This is a genomic window from Amycolatopsis sp. NPDC034160 (assembly GCF_055575355.1).
Genome location: NZ_JBVISU010000030.1, coordinates 63,981 through 80,035 on the forward strand (window position 1 = coordinate 63,981; position 16,055 = coordinate 80,035).

The window sequence follows — 16,055 nt, forward strand, 5'->3', positions numbered from 1 at the left end:
GGCGCCGGTTCCCTCCGGTGACTCCCCGTGCTGCATCACGCCGATGTGCAGAAGTGGGAGAGGCGGGCTTTGGCCGATGAAATCGACTGGCAGCAGGACAAGAACCGATTCGTCGAGGATGTCGGCGAACTGCCGGTGACCTCCGAGAACGGTCCCCGGCTCGTCGCCGGGCCACTGGTTACGCAGTTCGTGTCCCTGACCAGGGCTTTGCTGGATTCCGGCTCGGTCGCGGCGGTGCTCGAACGCGTGGTTTTCGCGACCAGGGACCTGGTACCGGGCGCGGATCTGGTGAGTGTCACCCTCCTCGATCCCGACGGCCGGTTCCACACGCCCGTGGGGACCGACGAGATCGCCGGTGAACTGGACCAGTTGCAGTATCAGTACGGGGAAGGCGCCTGCGTCGAAGCGGCGCGGGTTTCGGGACCGGCGGCGGCCTTCAGCGACAACCTCGCCGAAGACGCCCGTTGGCCGCGATTCGGGCCTGCCGCCGCGACGCTCGGTTTCCACTCGCTGGTTTCGACGGCTTTGCTGCCGGAAGCGTCGAGTTCGCAGCTGTCGGGAGCGTTGAACGTCTACTCGCGGCAGCCGCACGGGATCGCGAGGGAGGACCGGGACGTGCTGTTGCTGCTCGCGACGCACGCGTCGCTGGCACTGGCGACCACGCAGGCGGTCACGCGCGGTCAGCTTCAAGAGGAGCAGCTCCAGCAAGCGCTGGACAGCAGGGACGCGATCGGGCAGGCCAAGGGCATCCTGATGGCGCGGCGCGGGATCGACGCGGCGGAGGCGTTCGAAGTCCTGCGGCATACGTCGCAGAACATGAATGTCAAACTCCGGGAACTCGCGGAAATGCTGTCCAAACGGCATGCGGAATTACAACTGCCCGAATAAGCGGCGAGGGCGCCCCGGTTGTGCCGCGTCACGGAACACCGTGACGCGACACAACCGGGGCGTTTTTCGTCTTGACCGGCGGGAACCCGGACGCCGGGAAAGATCGACATCGTCTCATTGAAGTATCAGTAATCGTCCACGTGATATCCGGCGACGTAGGCGTTCGAAAGAAGGCCGCCGTGGCATTCCGCGCTCGAGGGGCCGAAGCCGAGCGGGACCCCATGTCCCACGGTGTACCAATTAGGACGGTCCCGTCGTGCAGTGCGCGACCACCCGGTAAGTCTGTGACGGGTGGGGCAGGGAGAAGCAGTCATGAAAATCCACTGGCCGAAGAGGAGTCCGTAGCGACCGGTGTCGCAGCCGAAGGGGTGGGAACTGGTCCTCGGTCGACGCGGAGGCGGGTGAGCCGGCCAGGAATCCGGCCACCGAAAAGGCGGCCATGACTAAACCGGCGTTTTTCTTCTTCATTGCTTTGTCCCGGGGATCGTTCCCCATGGAAAGCCCAGATTGGCCGCACGGAAGAGTTGTCGTGAATTCATCGTGCAGGTGAAATCAGAACGCGTGCGGTGAACCGTGCTGCGCCAAAAGAACGTCCCCCGACCCTCTTCTGAGTAACCCGCCTCCCCTTTCGGCCTAGTCACGCCGGTATTGTGCCGGAGACGTGATCGTCCCCCGATCCTCATAGGACCCCGGCCTGCCGCGGTCGACGTGGAACGTGGTCAGGGTGCTCACCGGTGAACGCGGGTCGCGCCTGTCGCCGATCACCCGCATGTGGGTGCTCCACCGGCGCGGGGTGACCTCGTAGACGTCGTAGCCGTACCGGTTGCCCTCGAAGTACTTGAGGTGCGGGTTCGCCGCGCCCATCTTCGGCCCGTTCGTGGCGTTCCATTCGGGGGAGTAGGCGCCGGAGGACACCGAATGCGCGGTGAACTCGGTCCCGATCACCGGGGTGGACGGGTCCGCGAAGTCCGGGCGGATGTCGTCGACGAACGCGGAATGCCAGTCACCCGTGATGACCACGAGGTCTTCGAGCCCGCTTTGGGCCACATGGGTCAGCACCTCCTCGCGTTCGGCGAGGAAGCCGTCCCATTGGTCGGTGAACAGGTAGCCGCCACCGTCCGGCTTCGCCAGCTGGCTGAGCATGATCGAGTTCACCCAGCAATGCCACGCCTCGCCCGCGCCGGTCACCTGGTCCTTGAGCCACGCCTTCTGCTCCGCGCCGAGGATCGTGCCGTCGGGCAGGTTCTGTGCCGACCGGTACTGCCGGAGGTCCAAAATGGACAGATCAAGCAGGTCGCCCCAGCGGCGCTGCCGGTGAATCCTCGGCGTCGAGGGGTGGTCGGGCCGCACCGGCATGTGCTCGAACCAGGCCTGGTACGCCGCCGAGCGCCGCGCCCGCAGCGACGGGGTGGTGCCGCTGTAGTCGTTGACCACCTCGTGGTCGTCCCAGGTGATGAACCACGGGTGGGCGGCGTGGGCGTCCCGCAGCGAGGGATCGGATTTGTAGAGCGCGTGCCGCCGCCGGTACGCCGGCAGGGTCAGCACCTCGGGACCTTCGTGGTCGCGCAGCGGATTTCCGCCGACCTGGCCGTGTTCGTAGATGTAGTCGCCGAGGTGGACGACGAAGTCGAGGTCCTCCCGCGCGATCCCGGCGTGCGCCGCGTAGAACCCGTCGTGGAACGCCTGGCAGTTCGCCGACGCGAACCGCACCCGCCGGACCGGCCCGACCGGGGCGGTCCGGGTCCGGCCGATCCGGCTGACCTTGCCGAGCGCGTGGAAACGGTAGTAGTACTGCGAACCGGGCTCCAGCCCGGACACCGGTACGTGCACGCTGTGCCCGAGTCCGGCGGTGGCCGCCACGGTCCCGCTCGCCACCCGGCGGCGGAAACCGCGGTCGGTGGCGAGCTCCCAGCCGACCTCGACGGTGTCGTCCAGCGGCTGCTCGAACTCCATCGGTTTCGGCGCGAGCCTCGTCCAGAGCGCGATGCCGTACGGGACCGGGTCGCCGGACGCGACGCCCAGCGTGAAAGGCGCTTCGTCCCAGCTCGCACCCAGTCGCGTGGCGGCCTCCTCCGCCTGCGCGACGGTCATCCGCGAGCTCAACGGCCAGGCCAGCCCCAGCGCACCGGCGGTGGCGGCGCCTCGCAACAGGTCCCGGCGGTTGACGGACATCGGTGGTCTCCTCGGCGTTCGGCGGATCGCTCTCCGACACCGAACACTCCCAAGATGGCCGGGGGTGAACACGCGGGCGAACTCTTGTCAGCCGCGTTCAAACGGTGATGACGACCTTGCCGCGCGCATGGCCCTCGCTCACGTAGCGGATGGCTTCGGGAACGTCGGCCAGTGGGTATTTCCGATCGATGACGGGGGTCAGTTTCTCTTCCTCGATGAGCGCACGCAGCGTCTCGAGATCGTCGTGATTCTCCGTGGAGAACAGGCCGCGGAGCCGGTGCTTCACGAACGGGCCGATGAGCAGCGCCCGCAGGTTGCGGCCGACCGGTCCGATCCACTTCCCCTCGCCTTCACCGCCGACGATCACGAGGGTCCCGCGCGGGGTAAGGGATTTCCGCAACGATCTCAGCGGCCGGTTCCCGGCGGTGTCGAGGATGAGGTCGTAGCTTCCGGTGATGTCTTCGCGGGTGTAATCGAAGACTCTGCCCGCACCGAGCGAGCGGACCAGGTCCACCTTTCCGGTGCCGCATACGCCGTCCACCTCGGCGCCGAACGCCTTGGCGAGCTGCACGGCGTACGTGCCCACCCCGCCGCCCGCGCCGATGACGAGGACCTTCTGCCGGGGCTGGACGCCGCCTCTGTCGCGAAGTGCCTGAAGTGCGGTGAACGCGGAAATCGGGACGGCCGCGGCCTCTTCGAAGCCGAGCCGCTCGGGTTTGCGGGCGATCTTGTCCACTGTGGTCAGTGCGTACTCGGCGAAGGAACCCGGGCAGGTGCCGAAGACCTCGTCGCCGGGCCGGAACGCGGTCACGTTCTCGCCGACCGCGTGCACGACACCGGCGAAGTCCAGCCCGCGGACCCGCGCTTTCGGTCTGCGGACCCCGAATCCCATCAGCCGTACGAGGTACGGCGTTCCTTCCATGAGATGCCAGACGCCGGGGTCGACGCCTGCCGCGTGCACCTGGACGACCACGCCGTCCGGCCCAGCCTCGGGTTCCGGCAGGTCGGTCAGTGCCAGGACATCCGTCGTGCCGTACTCGTTCTGGACGATCGCCTTCACGGCGGCCTCTTTCCTAGTCTGGGTACTGGAAAACGTCGTCGAGCCCGACGCCGAACACCCTGGCGATCTGGAAGGCCATCTCCAGGGAGGGCGAGTAGCGGCCCTGTTCGATGGCGATGACCGTCTGGCGGGTGACGCCGATCCGGTCCGCGAGTTCGGCCTGCGTCATCTCGCCGGTGGCGAACCGCAGGGCGCGGATGGAGTTCGTGACCTTGGTCGGTTTCACCATGTCTGGAATCCCCCGCGGTACGCGGCGATCTTCGCGATCGAGCCGAGCAGGGACGAGAGAACGAAGGCGAGGTACACGGCGTTGGCGATCCAGAAGTGGTCGAGTTCGGCCATCGCCATGACCAGCGCCGCGACCCCGCCGATCACGACGAACGATCCTCCGATGTGCTCGCCGAACCGGCCGATCTCGCGGTCTCGCTGGTCTTTGCGGCCCGCGTCCTCAGGTGAGAGCAGCGACGCGGCGATGTGCAGCACGATCGAAGCCACGATGGCCGCCCCGACCGTCCACAGCAAAGGTGCCACGTAGGAGACGTCGGCGAGCGGGCCGGAGCCCGCCCGGCTGAGGACGACGATCAGGTACGCGGCGTAGCCGAAGACCGTAACCACGACCATGATCCACGCGCGTTTCTCTTCCAAGGCCACAAGGTCGAAGGTAAAGAGTTCCAGACACGATGTCAAATATTCTTTACTTGGGTGTCCTCGATCCTCCGTTGATCGACTGATCGACGTCCGGTCGGTCACGTCGGCCTCCAGACCGGGATCGGCCCGCTCTTGACTGTCCACAAGGGACGCTTCTCGCGACCGTGGCGCCCGTTTCAGGTGGTTTGCACGGTTTCACGACCCTGCGCGGAACCGGTCAAGGAACTATCAATCGGGCACCCAGTCGCCAGGATGTGTCCTTTGTGGACGCTAAAGCCCGGTCGGCGCCCAGAATCGGCCTACGCTTTCCCGGCTTTGCCGGGCCCCTGACTCTCAAGGGAGGAAGGAGGCCATCGCGTACTTCACGCAAACAAGGCCGAAGGCCACGAGTAGGTACCCAAGAGAGGGCTCGCTAGAACCGTTATTGCCGCTCACGAGCCTTTTGAGGGAGCCCGCTCCCGTCAACTCCCCTGCGGCACGTTGCTCTGTCCCGCTGCGGCAGTGGTGCCGACCAGCGGTTATGCGACCTTGCCTGGACCCTTGCCGTGCGAGTAGGGGATCAGGCTTCGGTGAGAGTCTCTTCGAGCGTCGAACGATGGGTCGGCTTCGCCTCTTCGTAGCGGCGGCGCCCTTCGTCGGTCACGACGACGAAGATCCCGCGCCTGTCCGACTCGCAGAGCGCGCGCTGGACGAGCCCTTCCCGTTCGAGGCGGGCGACGAGCCGCGACGTGGCGCTCTGGCTCAGGTGGACGACCTCGGTCAGATCCGCCGCGCGGCACTTGCCGACGACGCAGGTCACCAGGCGTTCGAGGGCCTCGAACTCGGTGACGCCGAGGCCGTGGCGCTCCTGGAGGCGGCACTCGAGCAGGCCGAAGACCGCCGCGTGCCGTGCGGACAGGGCGTGCCACTCCTGCAGCAGGTCTTGCTCGGCGACGTCGCTCACGCGGCCCAATATAACATGCGCATGAATTTTATGCAAAGTCATTAAATGCAGTTGCATTAGATGCGCGTGCATGTAGTGTACGGATCATGAGTTCTTCCGTGCAGCTGTCCACCAGCTCGACAAGGTGGGACGCGCGCCTCTGGGGTGTCCTGCTCACTGTGTCCGTCGTCGTGGGCCTCGACGCGCTCGACGTGTCGATGGTCGCCGTCGCCCTCCCGTCCATCCAGGCCGAACTCGGCCTCTCCACCGGTGCTCTGCAATGGATCATCAGCGCCTACGTGCTCGGCTACGGCGGGCTGCTGCTCCTCGGCGGGCGCACCGCCGATCTGCTCGGCAGGCGCCGGGTCTTCCTCGTCGCCGTCGCGGTCTTCGCGCTCGCTTCCCTGCTCGGCGGCCTCGTCGACGACGGCGCGCTGCTGATCGCCACCCGCTTCATCAAGGGACTCGCGGCCGCGTTCACCGCGCCGGCGGCCCTGTCGATCATCACCACGACCTTCCACGAAGGCCCCGCCCGTAACCGCGCGATCAGCATCTTCGCCGTGTTCGGTGCCAGCGGTTACTCCGCGGGTCTCGTCTTCTCCGGGCTGCTCACCGAGGTGGGCTGGCGCTGGACGTTCCTGCTTCCGGTGCCGATCGCGCTCGCCGCGCTGGTCGCCGCGATCAAGCTGATCCCGTCCTACCAGCCGCAGACCGGTGGCGGCTATGACTTCCCCGGTGCGATCACCGGTGCCGCCGGTTCGCTCCTGCTGGTCTTCGCCGTGGTCGAGGCGCCGGAAATCGGCTGGGCCGCCCCGCGGACGCTGATCTCGTTCGCCCTCGCGCTCGCTCTGCTGGTCACCTTCGTGTTCATCGAGAAGCGCAGCAAGCACCCGCTGCTCCGCCTCGGCATCCTGCGCTCGGGCCCGCTGGCCCGCGCCAACCTCGGCGGCGCGACGTTCTTCGGCGCCTACATCGGTTTCCAGTTCGTGGTCATGCTGTACCTGCAGAACGTGCTGGGCTGGTCCGCACTGCAGACCGCGCTCGGTTTCCTGCCGGCCGCGCTGATCGTGGCCTTCGGTTCGCCCAGGATCGAGCCGCTGATCGACCGGCTCGGCACATCGCGCACGATCCTCGCCGGCGTCGTCGCCCACGTCATCGGCTACGCGCTGTTCCTGCGGATCGACGAGAGTTCCAGCTACGCCGGTTCGGTGCTGCCGAGCATGATCCTGCTGGGTATCGGCTTCATGCTGGCGTTCTCGTCGCTGAACATCCAGGCGACCAACGGCATCTCCGACGACGAGCAGGGGCTCGCCGGCGGTCTGCTGAACACGTCGATCCAGGTCGGCGGCGCGATCGGCCTCGCCGTGGTGACCGCCGTCCTGACCGGCAACTCGGGTGGGGCGACCGGTCCGGCCGCACTGCTGAACGGCTTGGCGCCCGCGCTGACCGTAGTCACCGGCATCGCCGTGATCAGTGTCCTGGTGGCGCTGTCCGGAGTCGTCGGCCTGCGCAAGGCCGAAGCCCGCTCCGCCGTCGCCGAACCGGAGTTCGCCGCGGCCGAATGATCGAGGGGTGATCGGTCCCTTCCCGCGCTCGGGGGCGCGGGAAGGGACTCATCGCTGCCAGCGGATCGGCAAGGACTTCAGGCCATTCTGGAAGTTCGACCGCAACCGCACCGGGGCGCCGTCGAGTTCCACCTCGCCGAGCAGGTCCAGTACCGCTTCGAACATCGCCCGCAGCTGCACCCTGGCGAGCTGGGCGCCGAGGCAGAAATGCGGGCCGTGCCCGAAGGTCAGATGGTCGTTGGGCGTGCGGCCGATGTCGAAGCGGTCCGGGTCGGGGAAAACGGACTCGTCGCGGTTCGCGGCGGAGAACCAGACGACGACCTTGTCTCCCGCCCGGATGTCCACATCGGACAGCCGGACGTCTTCGGTCGCGGTCCGGCGGAAATGCATGACCGGCGTCCACCAGCGCAGCATCTCTTCCACCGCACCGTGAAGCAGTGAGCGGTCGGCCAGCAGACGCCGGTACTGCTCCGGATGCGACAGCAGTGCCAGCATCCCACCGGGAATGCCGTTGCGCAGTGTTTCGTTGCCCGCCACGGAAAACAGCCAGAACAGGTTCTCGAACTCCGCGATCGAGACTCGTCCGCCGTCGTCGACGTGGCTCATGAGATTGCTCATCACGTCGTCGCCGGGGTGTCGCCGTTTGTGTTCGCCGAGCGCGGTGGCGTAGGTGTAGAGATCCGGCATTCCGGCGCGGGTACGCGGATCGGGCATCGCGCCGTCCGGCCCCGGAACCGGCCGCACGGCCAGCGCCGCCCGCGCGAGATCGGTGACCTGGTCCGCCTCGACGGTCGCGCTCACCGCGTAGTCGGCGTCCTGGTAGCCGATCACGCGATTGCTCCAGTCGTACATCAACCGCCGGTCCTGTTCGGGAATCCCGAAGACCTCGGCGAGCGTCAGCAGCGGGAGATCGGCCGCGACGGCGGCGAAGTCGCATCGGCCGTCCGCGGCGACCGCGGTGATCAGCTCCCTCGCCCAGCCCTGGATCCGCTCGGTCAGCCTGCCGACCGCGCGCGGGGTGAACGCCTTGGTGAGCAGGCCACGCAGCCGGGCGTGCTCGGGCGGGTCCATGTTCAGCATCATCCGGCGGACGTAAGCGAGGTCCTGTCCGGTCGCCGGATCCCGGATCTGCGTCCCGCCGAGATGCGAGGAGAACAGGCGTGGGTTCCTCAGCACGTACTTGACGTCCGAATGACGCAGCACGGCCCAAAAATCGTCCACGCGCACGACCGGTGACTCCCGGCGCAGCGACGCGAGGTGCTCATACGGCACGCCGCGCGTGTACACGTCAGGATCGGTGATCACGCCCCGAGACTAGCTCGCGGGCGGGTGGCTGGGGAAAGATCGGTAACTGTGGAGACACTGAAGATGCGCACCGCCGGAACCGACGGTCCCGCCGTCCTGCTGCTGCACGGCCTCGGCGCGACGGGCGCGGTGTGGGACGGCCTGATGCTGCAGCCCGGGTACCGCTGGCTGGCACCCGATCTGCCGGGGCACGGTGCCTCGCCGCGGTTGGCGCACTATTCCTTCGGAAGCCTCGCCGGGGCGGTCGCCGACGCGCTCCCGGAACGCGGTCCGCTGCTGGTGATCGGTCACTCGCTGGGCGGCGTGGTCGGGCTCGCGCTGGCCAGTGGATGGTTCGGGCTCCGGATCGACGGGCTGCTCGCGATCGGGGTCAAGGTCGAATGGAGCGAGTCCGACCTCGCCAAGGCCGCTGACATGGCGGCGAAACCGCCGAGGGTGTTCCAGACCCGCGAGGACGCCGAACGAGCGTTTCTCAAGATCGCCGGACTGACGGGGCTTGCCGAAGCGGACCCCGACGGCATCGCCGAAACGGAAGGCGGCTGGCGGCTGACCCTGGACCCGCGCGCGTTCGCCGTCGGCGCGCCCGACATGCCCGGCCTGCTCGGCGCGGCGCGCTGCCCGGTCGCCCTCGCCGCCGGGACGCACGACCCGATGAGCAGCGTCGACCAGCTTCGCGCCCTCAGCCCGGCTTCCGCCGAGCTTCCCGGGCTGGGCCATAACGCCCACGTCGAAGACCCGGCCGTGCTACTCGCCTTCCTTGGGCAATTCGTCCTCTGAATGCGGTAGTTCGACGACGAACCACCGCGTTCAGAGGACGAAACGCGGGGGTCGCTAGCGCCGGAGGCGGCCCAGGACGGCGATGCCTTCGGCGATGTCGCTCGCCGGGCTCGCCCCGTAGCCGAGGACGAGCCCTGGATTCATCGGCCGCTGGCAGTGCCACGACAGCGGTTGCACCTTCACGCCTTGTTCCAGCGCGGCGGCGGCGAAGTCGAGGTCGGAGAACTCGGCGTCGAAGGTGATCGTCAGGTGCAGCCCGGCGGCCGCGCCGTGCACCACGGCGTCCGGCAGCTGCGTCCGGAGCGCCTCGATCATCGCGTCCCGCCGCCTCCGGTGCCGTTTGCGCACGAACCGCAGCTGGCGCTCCATCTCGCCGGACTCCATGAGATGCGCGAGCACCAGCTGCGGCAGGACGGCGTTGCCCAGGTCGGCGAACCGTTTGGCGGCGACCACCTCGTCCCGGTAGCGCGGCGGCACCAGCATCCAGCCCACGCGGAGCGCGGGTGCGAGCCACTTCGACACGCTGCCCGCGTAGCAGACCTGTTCGGCGAGCATCGAGCGCAGCGCGGGGACCGGCGGGCGGTCGTAGCGGTGCTCGGCGTCGTAGTCGTCCTCGATGATCAGCCCGCCGTCCGCGGCCCAGCGCATGAGCTCCCGCCGCCGTTCGCCGCCGAGCACCACACCCGTCGGGAACTGGTGCGCGGGTGTCAGCAGCACGGCGGGCGCCCCGCTGCGGACGAGTTCGCCGACGTCGATCCCCTCGTCGTCGACCCGGATCGGTGGGGTCGCCAGCCGCCGGTCGTGCAGATGCTGCCGGGCGCCCAGTGAACTCGGGTCCTCGACGGCGATCTCGGAGATCCCGTTGTCGCACAGCACCTGCGCCAGCAGCCCGAGGCCTTGCGCGACCCCGGCGACGATCAGGACGTCGTCGGCGTCCGCGGTGATGCCGCGGGTGCGCGCGATCCAGTGCGCGATGGCCAGCCGCAGCGCGGGAGCGCCCCGCGGATCGCCGTAGCCGAAGGCCGCCGCCGACAGGTCGTTGAGCACGGTGCGTTCCGCGCGGAGCCAAGCCGTCCTCGGGAACGCCGTCAGATCCGGTACGCCGGGGGACAGGTCGATCCTCGCCGGGGTCGACCGCAGCGAGTCGAAGACGCCGATCCCGGGAGCGGGCTGGAAGATCGTGCCCGCCGATGGTGGTCCGGGTGTCGTTTGCTCCTTCGTCCGCGCGGGCGCGGCGACGACCACCGTGCCCGCCCGGCCGCGTCCGGCGACGTGGCCGTCCTCGACCAGCCGTTGGTAGGCCTCGGTGACCACACCGCGGGAGACCCGCAGGTCCGCGGCCAGTGCCCTGGTGGCGGGCAGCCTGCTGCCGACCGGCAGGCGGCCGTCGGAGATGGCGTGCCGCAGCCGCGACGCCAGCCAGTCCGACCGGCGCCCCGGTGGTGCGTCCCCGATGTCCAGCTGCAGGAAGTCCGAGCCCTCGGCAGTCACCTGATCATTGTGTCACTCGGGCTCGTAGGCGAGGTTCGGGCGCAGCCATTGCTCCATAGTGGACAGTTCGAGGCCGCGGCGGGCGGCGTAGTCCTCGACCTGGTCCTTGCCCAGCCGTCCGACGGTGAAGTACCGCGAATCGGGGTGGGCGAAGATCAGCCCGCTGACACTCGCCGCCGGCGACATCGCGAAGGACTCCGTCAGCGTCATCCCGAGCTTGTCGGAGTCGAGCAGGTCGAACAGCTCCTGCTTCTCGCTGTGATCCGGGCTCGCCGGGTAGCCGAGCGCGGGGCGGATGCCGCGGAACTTCTCGGCGTGCAGATCCTCCAGCTTCGGCTCGGCGTCCGGCTCGAACCAGTCTCGCCGTGCCTGGAGGTGGATGTGCTCGGCGAACGCCTCGGCGAGCCTGTCCGCGAGGGCCTTCACCATGATGGCGCGGTAGTCGTCCTGCTTCGCCTCGAACTCGGCGGCGAAGTCCTCGGCGCCGAGGATCGTGACCGCGAAGCCGCCGAGGTGGTCGCCCGCGCCCGCCGGGGCGATGTAGTCCGCCAGACAGCGGTTCGGCCGGGACAGCGGTTTCTTCGTCTGCTGCCGCAGCATCGGGAACTTGACGCCCGACTCGAGGATGATGTCGTCGCCCTCGGAATGCGCGGGCCAGATCGCGTACGCGCCCTTGGCCTGGAACCGCTCCTCGGCGATGATCTGGTCCATCAGGGTGTTCGCGTCGTCGAACAGCTCCCGCGCCACCGGGTTCGCGAGGATCGCCGGGTACTTGCCCTTCAGCTCCCATGCCAGGAACAAAAAGGTCCAGTCGACCATCTCGCGCAGCTCGGTGAGCGTCGGTGAGACGTACCGGACGCCGGTGAAAGCGGGCGTCGGGATCTCGTCGAACGAAACCTTCTCCGGGTTGGCCCTGGCCTGCTCGACCGTGAGCAACGGGGTCCGCTGCTTGTTGGCGTGCTGCTCCCGCAGTTTTTCCTGGTCCTCGCGGTTGTTCTTGTCGAGGATCTCGGCGCGGTCCGCGTCGAGCAGGTCACCGACGACGCCCACGACGCGCGAGGCGTCCAGGACGTGCACCGTCGTGCTTTCGTACGCGGGCGCGATGCGGACCGCGGTGTGCTGGCGTGACGTGGTCGCGCCGCCGATCAGCAGCGGCAGTTTCAGCCCGCGCCGCTGCATTTCGGTGGCGACGTTGACCATTTCGTCGAGTGACGGCGTGATCAGGCCGGAGAGCCCGATGGCGTCGGCGCCCTCGGCGACGGCGGTGTCCAGGATGACCGACGCCTGGACCATCACGCCGAGGTCGATCACCTCGTAGTTGTTGCAGCCGAGCACCACGCCGACGATGTTCTTGCCGATGTCGTGCACGTCGCCCTTGACCGTCGCCAGGACGACCTTTCCGTTGCCCTGGCGGGTTTCGACCCGGCCTTCGAGGCGAGCCTTCTCCTTCTCGGCCTCCATGAACGGTTCGAGGTAGGCCACCGACCGCTTCATCACGCGCGCGCTCTTGACCACCTGCGGCAGGAACATCTTGCCGGAACCGAACAGGTCACCGACGATCTTCATGCCGTCCATCAAGGGGCCTTCGATGACCTCGAGCGGCTTCGGCAGCAGCTGCCGCGCCTCCTCGGTGTCCTCCTCGATGAAGTCGACGATCCCGTGCACCAGCGCGTGGCTGAGCCGCTCCGCGACCGGCTTCTCCCGCCAGGAAAGGTCGACGACGCGCTGGGTTCCCTTGCCGTTGACCGTTTCCGCGAACGTGACCAGCCTGTCGGTGGCGTCCTCGCGGCGGTCGAAGAGGACGTCCTCGACCAGTTCCAGCAGATCCTTCGGGATGTCCTCGTAGACCGCGAGCTGCCCGGCGTTGACGATGCCCATGTCCAGCCCCGCGCGCACCGCGTACAGGAGGAAGGCCGAGTGCATCGCCTCACGCACGACGTTGTTGCCGCGGAAGGAGAACGAGAGGTTCGAGATACCGCCGCTGATGCGCACGCCGGGGCAGCGTTCCTTGATTCGCGGCAACGCGTCGATGAACGCCTTGGCGTACCCGTTGTGCTCGGAGATGCCGGTCGCGACCGCGAGCACGTTCGGGTCGAAGATGATGTCCTCGGCGGCGAAACCGGCCTTCTGCGTCAGAAGGTCGTAGGCACGGCCGCAGATCGCGACCTTGCGGTCGGCGGTGTCGGCCTGGCCCTGTTCGTCGAAGGCCATCACGACCACGCCCGCGCCGTAATCGCGGATGCGCCGGGCCTGCTGGAGGAACTGCTCCTCGCCTTCCTTGAGGCTGATGGAGTTGACGACCCCCTTGCCCTGCACGCACTTCAGCCCGGCCTCGAGCACCGTCCAGCGCGAGCTGTCGATCATGATCGGCAGCCGGGCGACCTCGGGCTCGGTGGCGATGAGGTTGAGGAAGGTGGTCATCGCCTTTTCGCTGTCGAGCAGGTCGGCGTCCATGTTGACGTCCAGCAGGTTCGCCCCGCCGCGGACCTGCTCCAGCGCGACGTCGACGGCGGCCTGATGATCGTCGGCCTCGATCAGCTTGCGGAACTTGGCGGACCCGGTGACGTTGGTCCGCTCGCCGATCATGACGAACCCGGTGTCCTTGCCGATCTCGAACGGCTCCAGCCCGCTGAACCGGGTGCTCGGCCGCGGCTGCGGGACGACCCGCGGCGCCATCCCGCGTACGGCGTCGGCGATCTCCTTGATATGCGCGGGAGTCGTGCCACAGCAGCCGCCGACGACGTTGACCATCCCGGCCGTGGCGAAGTCGCCGAGCAGTCCGCCGGTCTCCTCGGGCGTCTGGTCGTAGCCACCGAAAGCGTTCGGCAGCCCGGCGTTGGGGTGACAAGCGGTGTATGTCCCCGCCAGGCGGGACAGTTCGGCGATGTGCGGGCGCATTTCCTCGGCGCCGAGCGAACAGTTGACGCCCACCAGCAACGGTTCCGCGTGCTCGATGGAACTCCAGAACGCCTCGACCGTCTGCCCGGACAGCGTCCGCCCGCTCAGGTCGACGATCGTGACCGAGATCCACAGCGGCAGATGCGGCGCGACGTCGCGCGCGGCGGAGATCGCGGCCTTGCAGTTGAGCGTGTCGAAGATCGTCTCGATCAGCAGCAGATCGACGCCGCCCTCGGCGAGCGCCTTGATCTGGTCGGCGTACGCGGCGTACACCTCGTCGAAGCTCACCGCGCGGAACGCGGGATCTTCGACCTTGGGCGACAGCGACAGCGTGACGTTCAGCGGTCCGACCGACCCGGCGACGAACTTTCCGCCCGCCGCGTCCGCGGCCTCACGCGCGATCCGCGCGCCGCAAAGGTTCATCTCGTACGCGAGGTCCTCGAGCCCGTAATCCGCCTGGCCGATCGTGGTGGCGGTGAACGTGTTCGTCGTCGTGATGTCCGCGCCCGCTTCGAGATACTGGCGGTGAATGTCGCGCACGACGTCCGGCCTGGTGATGTTCAGCAGGTCCGGGTCGCCGGTGATGTCGCGGGGGTGTTCCTGGAACCGCTCGGTGCGGTAGTCCTCCGGCTTGAGCCCGGCTGACTGGAGCATCGACCCCCACGCGCCGTCGAGCACGACGATGCGCTCATCCAGCAGCTTTCGCAAGGCGGTCGTTTCCATCCAGCGCTCCTCCCATGTGGTGGGAGGCGCCCTTGCGATGAAGTCCGGGGCCGAGCGTGGCGGACCCGTGGTCCGTTGCAGCGCCTCTCGACCTTGGCGACGAGCTTACCGGACTCACACAAGGGCGCTTCGCGGGAATTGCTCAGCCGCTGGCCAGAACGGGTTCGGCTTCCCGGAGTGTGGGATTCGACGGCTCGGGCTCGCCGCGACCACGGGCCTTGCGCCAGGCGACCACCTTGCGGCCGACGTCGATCATCGGCACCTCGATCCAGCGATAGAGGACGTCGGAAACGACGAGGGCGACGACGGTCACGGCGAGCGCGGTCAGTGTCCGGTGGGTACCCAGCTGGGGAATCGACAGCGTGACCACCGTCGCGGCGACCCCTTGCAGCAGATACACCGAGTACGACCGTTCGCCGATGAAACGCATCGGTGGCGTCGAAAACAGCCAGGTGATCGGGCCGCGCGGGAGCAACGAGGTGATGAACAAGGCGACCAGTACGGCGTAGCTGGTGCCGCCGACCGTGCCGCCGTCCTGAAGGAAGGCTTCGACGTCCGTGACGTGGGTCTGGAGAACAACGAGCGCCGCCAGCAGCACGAAGCCGGCGATCGGGTGGGTGAAGACGCGGAGGATCGCGAAACCCTTGCGATAGTGGAGGCCGATGGCGAGCGCGCAGCCGATGATGATGGGCGAGTAGGCGCCGGCGTACGGCATCACCGGGATCAGCGCGATCATCAGCGCGATCAGGCCGATCGCCAGGCCCAGTCGTTTCGGGAAGCTCAGTGCGGCGATGCCGAAGGCCAGGAACGGCCAGACGAGGTAGAACTTCTGCTCGACACCCAGCGTCCACGACTGACCGAAGGGCGCGGTGGCGGCGAACTCGTTCGTGAAGGTGAGAAAGTACGGCATCGCATCGGAAAGTCCGCTGGTGGAGTACTTTCCGCGCAGATACGTGAACGCCACGACGATGCCCAGTACCGCGAAATACACCGGAAGAATGCGGAACGCGCGACGGATATAGAAGTCGGCGAGCGAGATCTTGCCGTTCCGATCCTCTTCGCGAAGGGCCAGTGTGGTGATCAAGAAGCCGGACAGGACGAAGAACAGGTGTACGCCGATCCACCCGTTGGCCATGGCCCAGGTCGGCCCTCCGTAGTGGTACACCACGACGAGGAGCGCGGCGATCGCGCGCAGGCCGTCGAGGGCCGGAAATCTCTTCGTCGCGAGGTACTGCTCGTGGGTCATCATCACTGGCCCCCAGGAACGTCACCGGCTGCCTGACCGGCAAGGACACGCCACTCTAAAGGGTGAATTTCTGGTACCTGTGAGGGGGCTATGGATTTCCTGTGTTCCAGTGTCGACCTCGACACTTCGGTTGGAAATTTACGAGCCTTCATGTTCCGCGGTCTTTATTTGCCCGGCAATGACCGTGCGATGCTCCCGGTTCGTCCCGAAAGCTCTGTCGCTGAACAAATTCTGGGGCGCGTTGGTCGTGAGTGGCGATTCGGGTTCTAACCCGAATCGCCACTCACGACCGTCAGGCGGCGGTCCGGGCCCGCCATTTTGTTCAGACGTCGTAGGCGACGGCGGCGAGCAGCACAAACC

At 67.7% G+C, this 16,055-nt stretch carries 12 protein-coding genes; 3 read left to right on the forward strand and 9 right to left on the reverse strand.

Features of this window, described 5'->3' with window-relative positions:
* Positions 1-69 precede the first annotated feature (69 nt).
* Positions 70-888: an ANTAR domain-containing protein gene (locus ACZ54P_RS36950; RefSeq protein WP_465466256.1), complete on the forward strand. Its 819-nt coding sequence runs from the start codon at positions 70-72 to the stop codon at positions 886-888.
* A gap of 633 nt (positions 889-1,521) precedes the next feature.
* Here ACZ54P_RS36950 and ACZ54P_RS36955 read toward each other — a convergent pair.
* The 5 genes from ACZ54P_RS36955 to ACZ54P_RS36975 form a co-directional block, all read right to left on the reverse strand.
* Complete coding sequence (locus tag ACZ54P_RS36955) at positions 1,522-3,060, reverse strand: alkaline phosphatase D family protein (protein ID WP_465466257.1); 1,539 nt, start codon at positions 3,058-3,060, stop codon at positions 1,522-1,524.
* A gap of 97 nt (positions 3,061-3,157) precedes the next feature.
* Positions 3,158-4,120, reverse strand: coding sequence for an NAD(P)-dependent alcohol dehydrogenase (locus ACZ54P_RS36960; protein ID WP_465466258.1), 963 nt, complete (start codon positions 4,118-4,120; stop codon positions 3,158-3,160).
* Positions 4,121-4,133: 13 nt separating this feature from the next.
* Complete coding sequence (locus tag ACZ54P_RS36965) at positions 4,134-4,349, reverse strand: helix-turn-helix transcriptional regulator (protein ID WP_061984426.1); 216 nt, start codon at positions 4,347-4,349, stop codon at positions 4,134-4,136.
* Positions 4,343-4,771 (reverse strand): hypothetical protein, encoded by a 429-nt coding sequence (locus ACZ54P_RS36970; RefSeq protein WP_465466259.1) that lies wholly within the window; start codon positions 4,769-4,771, stop codon positions 4,343-4,345. The genes ACZ54P_RS36965 and ACZ54P_RS36970 overlap by 7 nt, the downstream gene beginning before the upstream one ends.
* Before the next feature lie 556 nt (positions 4,772-5,327).
* Positions 5,328-5,711 (reverse strand): MarR family winged helix-turn-helix transcriptional regulator, encoded by a 384-nt coding sequence (locus ACZ54P_RS36975; protein ID WP_465466260.1) that lies wholly within the window; start codon positions 5,709-5,711, stop codon positions 5,328-5,330.
* Positions 5,712-5,797: 86 nt separating this feature from the next.
* On the opposite strand from ACZ54P_RS36975, the gene ACZ54P_RS36980 reads away from it, so the two are divergent.
* A complete protein-coding gene (locus ACZ54P_RS36980) occupies positions 5,798-7,255 on the forward strand; it encodes an MFS transporter (protein WP_465466261.1) in 1,458 nt (485 codons plus the stop codon).
* Between the two features lie 48 nt (positions 7,256-7,303).
* Here ACZ54P_RS36980 and ACZ54P_RS36985 read toward each other — a convergent pair whose 3' ends face one another.
* Positions 7,304-8,560 carry a cytochrome P450 gene (locus tag ACZ54P_RS36985; RefSeq protein WP_465466262.1) on the reverse strand — a complete coding sequence of 419 codons (1,257 nt, stop codon included), beginning with the start codon at positions 8,558-8,560 and terminating at the stop codon, positions 7,304-7,306.
* A 48-nt stretch (positions 8,561-8,608) separates the two neighbouring features.
* Here ACZ54P_RS36985 and ACZ54P_RS36990 point away from each other — a divergent pair, with 48 nt between their 5' ends.
* Positions 8,609-9,337: an alpha/beta fold hydrolase gene (locus ACZ54P_RS36990; protein WP_465466263.1), complete on the forward strand. Its 729-nt coding sequence runs from the start codon at positions 8,609-8,611 to the stop codon at positions 9,335-9,337.
* A gap of 54 nt (positions 9,338-9,391) precedes the next feature.
* Here the strand turns inward: ACZ54P_RS36990 and pdxR are convergent, their stop codons facing one another.
* The 3 genes from pdxR to ACZ54P_RS37005 all read right to left on the reverse strand — a co-directional run bounded on the left by pdxR (position 9,392) and on the right by ACZ54P_RS37005 (position 15,698).
* Positions 9,392-10,828: a MocR-like pyridoxine biosynthesis transcription factor PdxR gene (gene pdxR, locus ACZ54P_RS36995; protein ID WP_465466264.1), complete on the reverse strand. Its 1,437-nt coding sequence runs from the start codon at positions 10,826-10,828 to the stop codon at positions 9,392-9,394.
* A gap of 12 nt (positions 10,829-10,840) precedes the next feature.
* Entirely contained in the window at positions 10,841-14,449 is a 3,609-nt protein-coding gene (metH, locus tag ACZ54P_RS37000; RefSeq protein WP_465466265.1) for a methionine synthase, read from the reverse strand.
* A gap of 142 nt (positions 14,450-14,591) precedes the next feature.
* Complete coding sequence (locus ACZ54P_RS37005; protein WP_465466266.1) at positions 14,592-15,698, reverse strand: acyltransferase family protein; 1,107 nt, start codon at positions 15,696-15,698, stop codon at positions 14,592-14,594.
* Positions 15,699-16,055: the final 357 nt, after the last annotated feature.

What these genes read in the sequence shown, in the direction of transcription:
- ACZ54P_RS36955 (WP_465466257.1), bottom strand. Translation starts at nt 3,060, where the DNA reads ATGTCCGTCAACCGCCGGGACCTGTTGCGAGGCGCCGCCACCGCCGGT.
- ACZ54P_RS36965 (WP_061984426.1), bottom strand. Translation starts at nt 4,349, where the DNA reads ATGGTGAAACCGACCAAGGTCACGAACTCCATCCGCGCCCTGCGGTTC.
- ACZ54P_RS37005 (WP_465466266.1), bottom strand. Translation starts at nt 15,698, where the DNA reads ATGATGACCCACGAGCAGTACCTCGCGACGAAGAGATTTCCGGCCCTC.
- ACZ54P_RS36980 (WP_465466261.1), top strand. Translation starts at nt 5,798, where the DNA reads ATGAGTTCTTCCGTGCAGCTGTCCACCAGCTCGACAAGGTGGGACGCG.
- metH (WP_465466265.1), bottom strand. Translation starts at nt 14,449, where the DNA reads ATGGAAACGACCGCCTTGCGAAAGCTGCTGGATGAGCGCATCGTCGTG.